Below are 14,759 nucleotides of genomic sequence, written 5' to 3'. Positions count from 1 at the left end.
TCTGTGTAACAAAGACATACATTATCGAACAAATGCCATCGCCACACCGCCATCCACGTTCAGCACGTTGCCCGTGGATTTGCTCAGTAAACCGCCGACGAACGCGAAACAGGCGTTAGCAATATCGTCGGGCAGAATGATTTCGTTCAGCAAGGTCCGTTTCGCGTAGTACGCCGGCAGTTCAGCCACCGTCACGCCGTAGGCTTTCGCCCGGCCTTCCGCCCAGGCACCCGCCCAGATTTTGCTGTCGGAAATCACCGCATCCGGATTCACGACATTGACCCGAATGTGATCTTTGCCGAGTTCGGCGGCATTGAGTCGGCTCAGGTGCAATTGAGCGGCTTTGGCCGAACCGTAACCTGCATTGTTCGGGCCGGAAACCAGACCGTTTTTGCTGGCAATGTTAATGACGTCGCCACCCAGTTTCTGCTTCCGCATGATCTCAACGCCTTTCTGGGTGACCAGAAACTGGCCTTTTACCAAAACGTCATACAGCAGATCCCAGTCTTTTTCGGTATGATCTTCAATCGGTTTCGAGATCGACAGACCGGCGCAGTTCACCACGATATCCACCCCGCCGAACGCCAGCGCAGCCGCTTCAAACGCCTTGCTGATGGTCTCGGCACTGGTTACGTCGAGTGTTGCGGAGGTGTGCGTATCCCGGCCGTATTGCTGGCGGAATTCCTCATCCGCGCCTTTCAGCCGGTCGGGGTCGTTGTCGTTGATGACCACCACCGCGCCTTCGGCCACAAACCGCTTGGCAATGGCTTTTCCGATTCCGCCCGCACTGCCCGTAATCAGTGCAATTTTGCCCGACAACGGTTTGGGTTTTGGCATCCGCTGCAGTTTGGCTTCTTCCAGCAGCCAGTATTCAATGTCGAACGCTTCCTGACGCGGCAGCGAGGTATATTCCGAAATGGCTTCGGCCCCCTTCATCACGTTGATCGCGTTGGTATAAAACTCCGCTGCCACCCGGGCGGTTTGCTTGTCTTTCGCGAAGGCAAACATACCCACACCCGGCCACAGAAGGATCACCGGATTTTTATCGCGGATGCCCGGACTGTTCGGGTGTTTGCAGGTTTCATAATACTCCTGGTACATCGCCCGGTAGGCTTCATACGCCGGAGCCAGTTTTTCCTGAATCGCTGCGGTATCCGTCACGTCCTCGTCCGGTTTCAGGTCGAGCACCAGCGGGCTGATTTTGGTCCGCAGGAAGTGATCGGGGCAGGAGGTTCCGAGCGGAGCCAGCCGGTCCAGATCGTTGGAGTTGATGAATTCCAGCACACGCTCGTCGTCCGTAAAATGGCCGACCATCGACGTATGGTTGGAGCAGAAACCGCGCAGAACCGGGGCCAGGGTTGCCGCCTGCTTCAGCCGGGCATCTTTGTCAAGGCTGTCGAGTTTGGCACCACCAAAAACCGGGCGGGTTTTGCCGTAGTTTTCTTCCAGGTATTCCGCACATTTCTCAATGACTTCCAGCGTATTGATGTAGCTTTCGTAGGCCGTGTCGCCCCACGTAAACAAACCGTGTGAGCCCAGCATGATGCCCCGAATCCCCGGATTCTGCTCCAGGCATTCGGCCAGTTTCAGCCCCAGGTCAAAACCGGGACGTTGCCACTCGACCCAGCCGATGGTGCCATCGAACAGTTCCTGCGTAATTTTCTTGCCGTCTTTGGCAGCCGCAATGGCAATGGCCGCGTCCGGGTGCAGGTGGTCGATGTGGGCAAACGGCAGAAAACCGTGCAGGGGCGTATCGATCGAAGGCGCTTTGGAGGACAAATCGAAAATGCAGTGGTTGAACAGTTCCACCATCTCATCTTCAAACTCGATACCCCGGTAGACGTTTTTCAGACTCCGCAGCCGATCGACGTAGAGAGCCGCCAAACCGCTTTTTTTGAGTGTACCAATGTCTCCGCCAGAACCTTTGATCCACATCACTTCCGTATCATTGCCCGTCAGCGGGTCTTTGGCCATCACTTTGCAGGAGGTGTTCCCGCCACCGTAGTTGGTCAGCCGGAGGTCGGCACCTAAGAGGTTAGAACGATAGATGAGGAGGGCTACTTCGTCACCGGCCAGTTGAGCGGCTTTGGCTTCGTCCCACAAGTAGCTTACATGACGAAACTCGTTCGCCTGCCGTGTTTTGTTCGTACTGAGCATATCGAATTGATGTCGGAACGCCGACGCGATTGAAACTTCAGAGCCTTAATTCTGTACTTAAAAGCGGTTTTAACCAAATTATACCCAAAGATAATGGCTTCCGACAGCCTTACTTTCATGTACTGTCCTATTTTGTGCCTGAAAAATGAATTTTCTGTCTGTCAACCGATGCTTTTGAGACGATAATCTGCCAATTTAGCGCGTTTAAACTCTTTTCTGTTAATTGGGTTTTTTAAATAAAGAATATAAAAACCGTATGTTGGCCGTAGCACCCGTAACCATTCAGAAAATCAGTCAAAGCCATGAACCTCAGGCGCACAGCGACCTGCTGGCGGTGGAAGAACCACTGGAAATCCGCCTGGGATTTGGCCCGCCCGACGACCGCCAGCAGCGCAGCGTGGCCGTGACGATGCGGACGCCGGGCCACGACGAAGAACTGGCCCTCGGCTTTTTATTTACTGAAAATATACTTTCTGCGCCTTCCCAAATCATTTCCGTTCGACATTGTGTTACCGATTCGGAGAAAAAAGGCAACGTTCTCCGCGTTGAGCTACAGCCCGACGTCAAAATCGACTGGCAGCGGCTCGAACGTCACAGTTATACGGCTTCCAGTTGCGGGATTTGCGGAAAAGCGTCGATTGAAGCCGTTCAAACCGTTTGCAAAACACCCCTTTCTTCCGACTTTCGGGTAGATTCGGAACTAATTCATCGTTTACCGGAAAAGCTGCGGGCCGCCCAACGGACGTTTGCTTACACGGGAGGACTACACGCAGCGGCTTTGTTCGATGAAACCGGGCAGTTGCTGCTGGTTCGGGAAGACATCGGGCGGCACAACGCGCTGGACAAACTCATCGGTGCGGCTTTCTGGCAGGGCTGGTTGCCGTTGAGCCGTTTTGGGGTGCTGGTCAGCGGGCGCGTCGCCTTTGAATTGGTGCAGAAATGCTGGATGGCGGGTGTTCCGCTGCTGGCCGCCGTGGGCGCGCCGTCGAGTCTGGCGGTGGAACTGGCGAAGGAAGCCGGAATGACGCTGCTCGGTTTTGTCCGGGAAAACCGGTTTAATCAGTACAATTAACCCGGTCAGCGCCGGGCCGTCGTTACGGTCGAAGGCCCTGACAGCGGTTTGGTTAAATAACCGTAATTAAAGTCCCATAGTTGTATTTATCATCTATTTGCCGCTGTCAGGGTCTTCGACCGCTGACAGGGCGGTAACAGAATAAATCATGAAACTTGCGCCCGATAGCTTAACCGGCCTGAAAATTACCCAACCGAAAGAAACAGCCGCCGGTCTGACCGCCGTAACCGAATCTTTTAAACACGTTTTTCGCCAGACGGAACTGGTGCGCGGCTGGAAAGCCCTCTATCAATTGAATCAGAAAGACGGTTACGATTGCCCGAGTTGCGCCTGGCCCGATCCCGACGACCACCGCTCATCGGTTGCGGAATATTGCGAAAGCGGTGCCAAAGCCGTCGCCGACGAAGTGATGACGAAACACACGGCGTCGCCGGTTCTGTTTCAGCGGTATTCGGTGGCGGATTTATTGCAAAAAGACGATTTCTGGCTCGGTCAGCAGGGGCGGTTGACGCAACCGCTGGTGATTCGGAAAGGGCAGACGCATTACGAACCCATTGCCTGGAATGACGCCTTTCAACTTATCGCCGACCAGCTAAACGCGCTCGATTCGCCGGATGAAACGGTTTTCTATACGTCGGGCCGAACCAGCAACGAAGCGGCTTTTCTGTACCAGTTGTTTGTCCGGCAATATGGCACCAACAACATGCCGGATTGTTCCAATATGTGCCACGAATCGACCTCCGTTGCACTGGCCGAAACCCTCGGGCTGGGCAAGGCATCCATTGTATATGAAGATCTGGAAAAAGCGGAGGTGATCATGATCATGGGTCAGAATCCCGGCACCAACGCCCCGCGCATGTTGACGCCCCTCGAACAGGCCAAGCGCAACGGGGCCACCATCATTGCCGTCAATCCGCTGGTGGAAACCGGTTTACTGGCCTTCCAGTTTCCGCAGAGTGTGCGGGATATGGTACTGGGCGGACAAAAACTGACCGATCTCTACCTGCAAATCCGAATCAACTCCGATCTGGCTTTCCTGAAAGCGATTTGTAAACTGCTGCTGGAAGAAGAAAAGAAAACGCCGGGCAAAGTCATTGATCATGCTTTCATTGAGGAATACACGGCTGGCTATCAGGATTTTCTCAGCAGTCTGGAGCATTATGACCTGAGCGAACTGGTGGGACAAACCGGGTTGTCGCTGGCGGAGATTCAACAGACGGTCGATATGCTCAAACACAAAAAGAAGATCATCATCTGCTGGGCGATGGGGCTGACGCAGCACCGCAATTCTGTTCAGACAATCAACGAAGTGATTAATGTGCTGTTGCTTAAAGGTAGTATTGGCATCGAAGGCGGGGGGGCGGCTCCCATTCGCGGGCATAGCAACGTGCAGGGTGACCGGACGATGGGCATCTGGGAACGACCGAAACCGGAGTTTCTGGACAAACTGAAAACCGTCTTTGGGTTTGAACCTCCGCGCGAACACGGTTTTAGCGTAGTCGAAGCCGTGAAAGCCATGCACGAAGGTGACGCTAAAGTTTTTTTCGGGATGGGCGGGAATTTCCTGATGGCGGTTTCCGATACCGACTACACCGCCGAGGCCCTGCAACGCTGCCGACTCACCGTTCAGGTGTCTACCAAGCTGAACCGCAGCCACTTGATCCACGGCGAAACGGCCTTGATTCTGCCGTGCCTGGCGCGTTCCGATCGGGATGCGCAGGCTTCGGGCGATCAGTTTGTGACGACCGAAGCCACCACCGGCGTGGTTCAACAGTCGCACGGAACCTTGGAACCGGTTTCGAAGCATCTGAAAAGTGAACCGGCGATTGTGGCTGAACTGGCCAAAGCGGTTTTCCGAAACCGCCCGAACACCGTTGACTGGGACCAGGCGATTACCAATTACGATTACATCCGCGACCTGATCGAAAAAGTCGTTCCCGGTTTTGACAATTACAACGAGCGTGTCCGAAAACCGGGCGGTTTTTACCTGCCCAACGGCCCCCGCGAACGGAAGTTTCCGACCAAAGATGGCAAGGCGCACTTCTCGATCAATGTCCCCAGCCAGATCGCCTTGCAACCCGACGAACTGCTGCTGATGACGATCCGGAGCCACGACCAGTTCAACACGACGGTGTATGGCCGCGATGACCGCTACCGGGGCATTCACAACGAACGGCGCGTGGTGTTCATGCACGCCGATGACATCGCAAGTCGGGGACTAAAACCGCAGCAGGTGGTGAATCTGCAAAGCCGGTATGACGGAAAAATCCGCACCGCCGAGCGGTTTATCGTGGTTCCCTACAACATTCCGCGCGGCTGTACGGCGGCTTATTTCCCGGAAACCAACGTGCTGCTGCCCATCGATCAGTTTGCCGAAGGAAGTCTGACGCCCACGTCGAAGTCGATTGTAATTACGGTATATCCTTCCTGAACCGAACCTCTTTCACTTCCATCAAGTCCACGACCGTCAGGCGGTTACGGAAAACAATATAGACATCGTGTTCACCCGTCACCGGTTTGATGGGCAGGGTTTTCTCGACCCATTGCCTCCGCTTTCCGGTTGCGGGCGTGTCCATTTCACCCAGTAACTCGCCGGAAGGGCTGTCGATCCGGACTTCGATGCTGGTGCCTTTGGTTTCGGTTGCGAGGGTGAAGTCGATGGCGCGAATACCGGTTAGATCAAACTGGCGCATCATCACCCAGCCTGCCTTGTGAATGTCGTACAGAATGTCACTGCGCTGAAGTTCGTAATGTGCATCAAAATCCTGGGCCGTCAGCACGGGCGGTCGTAGCATCACTGTCGACTGGCGGGTCAGCGGGCGGGCGGTTTTGTGGCCTTTGTCGGTGTAGGTGGCCGTCAGCACGTACGTTCCCTGAGCGACCGGATCGGTAGAGAATTTTCCTTCGGCGGGGACTTTTTTCTCGGTTTTTTCGTCTGACAACGACAGAATATAGCGCACCATTTCCGCCGTTACCTCATCCGAAAGTTGCGGGTGGGCGCTCATGTTGGTCGGCCCCCACACGCCGGAACCGCCTTTCAGAATCTTTTTACTGAGTTGCCCAATGAGTGCCGGATCGTTTTTTTTCGGCTGGTACTTCACCGCAATTTCCCGAAAACTCGGCCCGACGGATTTGTCGTTCAGCGCGTGGCAGGCTTTGCAGTCGTTCTCCTCGATCCAGGTGTAACCCCGTTGGTTGGGCAATGTCAATTCGCCCTTCTCCGAAAGCGAAACGGTTTTTCGGGTGGGCAGATACGTCAGTTTTACCTGAATTCGGGCCGGATCGACGCGGCCATCTTCCGCATCCTCCACCTTCGTCCGGTATGAAACCGCCGGGCCATACAATCGCCCCGGTTCGGCCAGTTCAATGGTTACTTTGGGCGGATTATTGCCCGCACTCACCACGGTTTCGGTTTCCGAACGCAGTCCCGCCCGGTCGCTGACCACCAGTTTAACGCGGTAATTGCCCGGCTTCCGGAAGGTGTAGGAAAGGTCGGCGGTCGTCTGACTGAGCGGTTTTCCGTTGATGAACCAACGGTAAGCGAGTTGGTCGTTTTTGTCGTAGTCCAGCGAGTTTTTGGCCGAAAACTGAACTGGCAACGGGACGCCCCCGGCTTCGGTCGTTTTTTCCAGCTTCGCCACCGGCGGACGGTTTCCGGCAATGTATTCAATCCGGACCAGGCGCGAATCGCTGTTTCCGCCCCACAAGGCCCCAAATTCGATGAGGTACAAAGCGCCATCCGGCCCGAATCGCATGGCAATCGGTTTGCGAAAAGCCGTGGAGGGCATGAACGATTCGATGGCTTTCAGGTTTTTCTGCTCATCGAACGACACGGTTTTCATCCAGTTCCGCATCCATTCGCCCAGAAACAGCTTGCGGTCGAAATAGGCCGGAAATTTGATGGGGGAGGGGTTTTTGGGATCAAAATAGTAAATCGGCCCCGCCACCAGCGTTCGCCCGCCGGAGCCTAATTCCGGGTGTTCGGCCGACACGTCGTAGGGATACGCCAGGAAAGCCGGTTGGGCCGGGGGCAAATCCCGCAAACCGGTGTTGTTCACCGAGGTGTTGATGGGATGCTGCGGATCGAACTGAAACAGGACGGAATCTGTCGTGAAATCCACCTTGGCATACGGTTCGTTGTTGCCAATAAACAACGGCCAGCCGTGGTTACCGGCTTTGCGGGCCTGATTCAGTTCGTCGTAACCCCGGGGTCCGCGTGGTTCGGTATCGCTGGCATCGGGGCCGATTTCGCTCCAGTACACAAAATCCGTGTCCTGATCGACCGTCACTTTGAACGGGTTCCGGCAGCCCATGACGTAAATTTCGGGTCTGGTGAGTGTGTCTTTGGAATCGGCAAACAGATTGCCTTTCGGAATGGTGTAGGTGCCGTCGGGTTCGGGATGAATCCGGAGAATCTTCCCGCGCAAATCGTGCGTATTGCCCGCCGAACGCTGGGCATCGAAAATTTCCCGGCCGGGCCGTTCGTCGAGCGGGGCAAAATTGGTGCCGAACGGATTGGTGTTGTCGCCGGTGGTCAGGTACAGATTTCCGTGTTGATCGAACGTCATGCCCCCGCCCGAGTGGCAGCATTCCCACGAATCGGGCACTTCCAGCATCATCTTCTCCGAACTCAGATCGAGCGAATCGCCCCGGAGTGTGAAGCGCGACAGCACGTTGACGTTCTGGCGGGTTTTCGGAGCATAGTACAAATACAGATGCCGGTTTTGCATAAATCCCGGATCGAGGGCAATGGATTGCAGTGTGGCTTCCGACGGTTGCGGGTCGATTTTTCCAAGCAGTTTGTTTTCTTTCGTCGTAACCCGGTGGACATACAGCTCACCACGGTGGCCGATGTAGTACACATCGCCGTTGGGTGCAATGTCCAGTTCGACCAGATCGCGGAGGTTGCCGGTGAGTTCCACTTTCCGAAACCGGTGTTCGTCGGGCGCTTCGGTCGGGTGGTCTTGCCGGAAAGCAACCGATAACACGCCAATCAGGATCAGTGGCAAAAAAAGACGGACTATTTTCATAGTGTGTTTAGGGACGACTCATTTATTCAAATGTAATTCAATCCGGTTTTGTTTTGGTATAGGTACGTTCCATTCCTTACATTTGAATTTTAGCCTGATCAAGACAACACGCTATGTCAACCGTATTATTGACCGGAGGAGCCGGAGGTTTGGGCCGCTCCATTACCCAACAGTTGCTGAACAGCGGCCATACCGTTATTGCCACCCTCGAACCGGGCGGCCACACGCTCGACGCGCAGCCCAATCTGGTGACGCACGAGCTTGACCTGACCGACGAAGCGGGTTGTCAGGCGCTGGTTCAGAAGGTGGTGGCCGAACACGGTGGCATTGATGCGGCCATCCTGCTGGTGGGCGGTTTTGCGATGGGGTCGATTACGGACACCGATTTTGCCGCCATCGACCACCTGTTCCGGCTGAATTTTCAGACGACCTACCAGGTGGCGCGCCCGGTTTTTGAGCAGATGAGCCAGCAGAAGGAGGGCGGACGGTTTGTGCTGATTGGTGCCCGCCCGGCCCTGGTTCCGTCGGCCGGGAAGAGCATGATGGCCTATGCGCTCTCGAAATCGCTGGTGATCCAGTTGTCCGAAATTCTCAATGCCGCCGGCAAAGACAAAAACATTATCTCGACGGTTCTGGTGCCGAGCACCATCGATACGCCGACCAACCGCAAAGCCATGCCCGACGCCGATCCGGCCAACTGGGTAAAGCCCGAAGATATTGCCGAACTGATTGATTTTGTGACCTTTGGTGCCGGAAAGATGCTGCGTGAATCGGTTTTGAAAGTGTATAACAAGGCCTAGCGAAACCGTAAAATCTGTTCGTCAATTGGTTCGCCGGATTTCGTCATCGGAACCGGTTCGCCGTTGCCGGGCGGCTTTTACCTGCTGATTGCCAAAAGAATACGTCAGGTTGAGCAGGGCGATGCGCGTATCGAAGGTCAAAACGCCCTTCTGGTTGGCCATCGGCGTATTGACGCTGGGGCGAAACCGGTTGGTATGAAACACATCCTGAATGCTGAATTTCAGTTTGAGAGCCGACGAAACCGCTTTCTGAATGCCGGTGTCCAGCGCGCCCAGCCAGGGCGACGTCCAGATGCCATTCACGGCGGGGGTGCTGACCCAGCCGTTGAGTTCCGCCGTCCAGCCGTGACCCAGTGTGAAGGCATTGTTGCCGTTCAGTCGGCCCGCAACGTTCTCGATTTGCAGGATCGTGCCTTCGTAGTGATACCGAAAGCGGTTGTAGTAGCCCAGCACATTGGTTTGCAGTTGCCAGCCTTTCATCACCGTTATGGGCCAGCTCAGGGTTGCGACGTACCCCTGCGAGCGGCCGAGGTTCTCCATCGTGACGTACGTCTTATTCCCTTCGGTGGCATGGATGGTGAAAAACATGAGGTCGGTGGTGTAATTGGCTCCCAGCGAGGTGAAAATGCCGTTTTTGAAGCTGAGTTTGCCCTCCAGCGCATGTGTAAACTGGGGTTTCAGGTACGCATTGCCCTGGCTGTAGGCATACGGATCGACATACCCCCGCGCCGGGTTCAGATTCTGGTAGTTTGGCCGGTCGATCCGGTAGCTATACGAAAAGGTCAGCGTCTGGTTGGGCGACAGTGCGCGCGACACGAACAGGCTCGGGAACCACTTCAGGTAATCACGGGCGACGATCTGGTTCAGTGTCAGTGAATTGCCTTCCGAGTGCGTGTGTTCCGCCCGCAAACCCGCCTGGATTTCGGTCTTCGGACCATCGCCACGGCCCAACTGCCCCGAGAAGCTGATATACCCCGCATTCACCCGCTCGGTATATTGAAAATGGTTCGAAAGGGCCGGGTCCGGCACCAGAGCTCCGGCTGGGCCGCTGCTCAGGCGGAGGTCGTTATCGGTTTTTACGAAGGCACTTTTCAGACCCGTTTCCAGCTTCCAGCCGTTCGACAGCGTTCGGTTGTAGTCGGCTTTGAACGTCCGGATGTCCACCGTCGACGGCTGCGTAATCAGGAGCGCATCGGCGGGGGGCTGAACATCGCTATCGCTGGTCAAAACGAGGGTTTCTGTGAGCAGGCTGTTGGTATATTGCCGGGTAAAATGCCCCAGGTCGACATCCATCGTCAGTTGTCCTTTCTTTTCACCGAAAGTGTGCTGGAGGTTCAGATTACCGACCTGATTCTGACTCAGCACGTCATAGGTTTTATGCGTTTGCGTTTGCAGATAAACCGGGCCGCCCGCGTTTCGCCGGAAGGTGGCTCCGGCGGGTCCTTTTTCACGGTGATCGCTCCAGAAACCCGTCCAGACGATGCCGATCGTAGTGTTTTTGGTGGGCGAATAATCGATTCCGGCCTTGGCGTTCTGACCCAGATCCCGAAACGTCAGGTAGGTGTACTGGCTGACCAGATTGCGCCGTAAAGCATCCGACGGGCTGGGGTCGGGCTGGTTGCGGTCGAGCTGAAAATCCCAGTAGTTGCCGCCCCGGTTCAGGCTGTAATTGCCGAAAAAGTTCACTTTCTGCGTGCGGTGATTCAGTTGCAGGCTTCCCCGCTCCCGGTCAAACCGACCCGAACCCCCGGCCACCGATACGGTTCCGTTTGTCCCCAGATTGCCGTTTTTCTTGAGCCTGATGTTGATGATGCCCGAATTGCCAGCCGCATCGTAGCGGGCCGAAGGGTTCGTAATCAGCTCAATTTTATCGATGTTGTCGCTCGACATGCTCCGCAGGAGAGCAATGACGTCCTGGGCCGAAAGGTAGGTCTGCTTTCCGTCGACCTGCACGATGACGCCCTCTTTGCCCCGGAGCTGGAGTCGTTCGTTTTGGTAGTCGACGGTTACGCCCGGCGTTTTTTCCAGCACTTCCAGGGCCGAACTGCCACTGCCGATGATGCTGTTCGCTACGTTGATCACCATGCGGTCGATCTGTTGCTCGACAAACGGTTTTTTGGCCGTCACCTGCACCTCGGCCAGTTTGCTGCTTACCTCAGACAGCGTCAGGGTTGGCACCGTTGTCGTGCCGGTGGTGACCTCCACCAGGGCCGAATGCGTTTTCTGGTAGCCAACCGCCGTCGCCCGGACCACATACCGGCCGGTTCGCACGTTCTCGAAGGCATACAACCCCTGCTGATCACTGGCGGTTCCTTTGGCCACGCTCGAATCGACCGCGTTGAGCAGCGCCACGCTCGCAAACGGCAGCGGTTTGTCGGTTCCGTCGCGGATCATTCCGTTCAGGGTGGTCTGGCTATGCGACTCGGTGGCTGCCAGCAGAAAGAGTCCGATGAGGCCGATCATTGGTACCGAAAAGCCCGGGAAAGGTCCACGAGTCCAGACGGATAAGTCGATACAGAAATGGCAGTGGAGCCTGGGTGATTTCCGGTTGTGGTATAGCGTTGCCTTCATGATAAAGAGAGATGACTGTAGACTGAGTCGTTAAAAACAGACCGCAGGCAAACAGGACAGGACAGAGAAGAAAGCTGATACGAACTAGCAAATTCGTAAGGTTTAATCCTAAGTGTCTGATAATGTTGTTATTGTGCGGTTTTTGGGTTTATTGCAAAGCCCTGTCTAATCGCCCGGTAACCGGATTGGATTTAGGATAATTGCTGTTTATTTTGAAACAATTCACCTTGACGCATTCAGACGCTATGTCTAATTTTGACGAAGGGACGGCCCCGATTCGGAGCGAAGTGAAGTGGGATTCCGGAGAAACGGGAAAGCAAATGGTGAAAAGGAGCCGTTCCCGGCGGTTTTAGGGATTCCCCAAATCAGCCGGAGACGCAGGGTGTTTAATTCAACCGTCCGAAATGCGGTTCTCTTTCCAGTAATTCCTTGCTAATCAGGCAACTATTGAGGGAACGGTCGGGAGCGGTTTCCCAGAATCGGGCTTGCCCGTGGTTTAATGTGCTGTAAAGTCCGGTTCGTGTAGTAATTTGCAGCTTTCATTCGCTTTCAAACACATGTTCTTTTTCATTCTTCTTTTTAGACGACTGTATTCCCTAATCAATCGAAGATTTATCTGGACTGGTTTGCTGTGGCTGATTATTCATGCCGTATTTGCCCAGAATCCGTCCACAATCTGGTATCGTCAGCCTGCCCGCAATTGGAATGAGGCTCTGCCAGTCGGCAATGGTCGGCTGGGGGCGATGGTTTTTGGACGCGCCGGTGACGAACTGATTCAGTTGAACGAATCGTCGCTCTGGTCGGGTGGGCCGGTCAACCGGAATCCCAATCCCGGTGTGGCCCGGTATTTACCCCAAATTCGGGAAGCGCTTTTCCGGGAAGATTATGAAGCAGCGGCCCAACTGACGCAGCACATGCAGGGGCTGTATACGGAAGCCTACCAACCGCTCGGTGACCTGTTGCTGAAACAAACTTTTTCGGGACAACCGACTGATTACTACCGCGATCTGAATATAAAAAATGCTACGGCGACCACCCGGTTTCGGGTAAATGGCGTCAACTATACCCGCGAAATCTTCGTCTCCGCGCCCGATCAGGTCGTGGTGGTGCGGCTGACGGCGGATCAAAAAGGAGCCCTGACGGTATCGGCAGCCGCCCGAAGTCCGCATCCGGTTACCAAATCAGTACAGGGGCGCGATGAACTGGTTATTCGTGGAAAAGCGCCCGCCCACGCTGATCCGAATTACGTCGACTACAATCCAAAACCGGTTATTTACGGCGATTCTGCGGGTTGCAAGGGCATGCGTTTCGACTGGCGGGTGAAAGTGCGCTCGACGGATGGCACGGTTTCGACCGATACAGCAGGCATTCGCATTCAAAATGCGACGGAAGCGGTTTTGCTGCTGACGGCGGCTACCAGTTTCAACGGTTTTGACAAATGCCCCGACCGGGAAGGGCGGGATGAAAAACAACTGGCCGACGGCTACCTGAAAAAAGCACTCACCAAAACCGTGGATGCGCTTCGGAAGGCTCATATGGCTGATTACCAACGGTATTTTAACCGCACCAGTTTTACGCTGGAAACCGCTTCGGCGGTCAATCTGCCGATGGACGAACGTCTGAAGCGGTATGCCGAAGGCGGTGCCGACCCGGAACTGGAAACGCTGTATTTTCAATTCGGGCGGTATTTGCTCATCTCGAGTTCGCGTCCCGGCGGACCACCGGCCAACCTCCAGGGACTCTGGAATCCGATGGTCAGGCCACCCTGGAGCAGCAACTATACCACCAATATCAACGCCGAAATGAATTACTGGCCGGCGGAAATGGTCAACCTGTCGGAACTGCACACGCCCTTGCTGACCTGGATTGGTTACATGGCAAAAACCGGTCGTGAAACCACGAAGAACTTTTACAACGCCCGGGGCTGGACGGTTCATCACAATTCCGACATTTGGGGCGCGTCGAATCCCGTTGGCGACAAGGGCAAGGGCAGTCCGTCGTGGGCCAACTGGGCCGTGGGCGGTGCCTGGCTGAGTCAGCATTTGTACGACCATTACCTGTTTACCGGCGACAAGAAATACCTGCAAACCTACGCTTATCCACTGATGAAAGATGCAGCCCTGTTCTGCCTCGACTGGCTGGTGGAAGACCCGCAGGGACGTCTGGTAACGGCACCGTCTACATCACCGGAAAACGTATTTATCACGGATAAGGGCGTCAAGCAATCCGTTTCCGTGGCCACCACGATGGACATGGGCCTGATCTGGGACGTATTTTCAAACGTCATTCAGGCTTCGTCGCAACTGGGAATCGATGCGGATTTTCGGAAAACATTGTCTGACAAAAAAAGCAAATTGTTTCCGTTGCAGATCGGGAAAAGCGGCAGTTTGCAGGAGTGGTACAAAGACTGGCAGGACGAAGACCCGCAGCACCGCCACGTTTCGCACCTGTATGCCCTGCATCCGGGTCGCGAAATTTCTCCGCTGACCACACCCCAGTTTGCCGATGCGGCCCGCAAAACCCTCGAAATCCGGGGCGATGGCGGAACGGGCTGGAGCAAGTCCTGGAAAATCAACTTCTGGGCGCGGCTGCACGACGGCAACCATGCCTACAAACTCCTGCGCGAACTGCTGAAGCTGACGGGCATGGAAGGGACCGATTACGCCAAAGGGGGCGGCACGTATCCCAACCTGTTCTGTGCGCACCCGCCATTTCAGATCGACGGAAATTTTGGCGGCACATCGGGCATTGGCGAAATGCTGGTGCAGAGCCACGACGGTTTGCTCAACCTGCTACCCGCCCGACCTGATGCCTGGGCCACCGGCGAGGTGAAAGGAATGAAGACGCGGGGCGGTTATGAACTCGATATGAGCTGGAAAAACGGCAAACTGACGCGCGTGGCCGTTCGCTCGGCGCTGGGCGGCAATTGCCGGTTGCGGGTGACGAGTGCGCTGAAGAGCGATGGGAAAACCCGGCTTCAAACCGCCGAAGGCACCAATCCGAATGCGTTTTTTCAACAACCGGAGAATCGCTACCAGACGACTAAACCCGAAACCCCCGCCAACGGCGTTTATCTCTACGACCTGGCGACGGAACCGGGGAAAACGTATGTTTTGCTGGGTGTATAAG

Annotated in this window: 7 protein-coding genes; 4 read left to right on the top strand and 3 right to left on the bottom strand. The window is 55.3% G+C overall.

What is annotated here, in order from left to right; all coding sequences use genetic code 11:
- Positions 1–21: 21 nt before the first annotated feature.
- A complete protein-coding gene (locus ACO064_RS07465) occupies positions 22–2,157 on the bottom strand; it encodes a bifunctional aldolase/short-chain dehydrogenase (RefSeq protein ID WP_421826765.1) in 2,136 nt (711 codons plus the stop codon).
- A gap of 256 nt (positions 2,158–2,413) precedes the next feature.
- Between ACO064_RS07465 and fdhD the strand changes: the two genes are divergently transcribed.
- Positions 2,414–3,229: a formate dehydrogenase accessory sulfurtransferase FdhD gene (fdhD, locus tag ACO064_RS07460; RefSeq protein WP_421826764.1), complete on the top strand. Its 816-nt coding sequence runs from the start codon at positions 2,414–2,416 to the stop codon at positions 3,227–3,229.
- A 148-nt stretch (positions 3,230–3,377) separates the two neighbouring features.
- A complete protein-coding gene (locus ACO064_RS07455; RefSeq protein WP_421826763.1) occupies positions 3,378–5,660 on the top strand; it encodes an FdhF/YdeP family oxidoreductase in 2,283 nt (760 codons plus the stop codon).
- Here ACO064_RS07455 and ACO064_RS07450 read toward each other — a convergent pair.
- Positions 5,641–8,259: a PQQ-dependent sugar dehydrogenase gene (locus tag ACO064_RS07450; RefSeq protein WP_421826762.1), complete on the bottom strand. Its 2,619-nt coding sequence runs from the start codon at positions 8,257–8,259 to the stop codon at positions 5,641–5,643. The genes ACO064_RS07455 and ACO064_RS07450 overlap by 20 nt on opposite strands.
- Positions 8,260–8,372: 113 nt before the next feature.
- On the opposite strand from ACO064_RS07450, the gene ACO064_RS07445 reads away from it, so the two are divergent.
- Entirely contained in the window at positions 8,373–9,059 is a 687-nt protein-coding gene (locus ACO064_RS07445; RefSeq protein WP_421826761.1) for an SDR family NAD(P)-dependent oxidoreductase, read from the top strand.
- Between the two features lie 21 nt (positions 9,060–9,080).
- Here ACO064_RS07445 and ACO064_RS07440 read toward each other — a convergent pair whose 3' ends face one another.
- The gene (locus tag ACO064_RS07440) at positions 9,081–11,522 is read right to left on the bottom strand and encodes an outer membrane beta-barrel protein (protein WP_421826760.1); all 2,442 of its coding nucleotides are present in this window, start codon (positions 11,520–11,522) and stop codon (positions 9,081–9,083) included.
- 734 nt (positions 11,523–12,256) lie between these two features.
- Between ACO064_RS07440 and ACO064_RS07435 the strand changes: the two genes are divergently transcribed.
- Entirely contained in the window at positions 12,257–14,758 is a 2,502-nt protein-coding gene (locus tag ACO064_RS07435) for a glycoside hydrolase family 95 protein (protein WP_421826759.1), read from the top strand.
- Position 14,759 lies beyond the last annotated feature (1 nt).

The sequence above is a fragment of the Larkinella sp. genome, from assembly GCF_965227735.1.
In the GTDB taxonomy this organism is placed as follows: Bacteria; Bacteroidota; Bacteroidia; order Cytophagales; family Spirosomataceae; genus Larkinella.
This window is presented reverse-complemented; position numbering and strand designations above follow the sequence as displayed.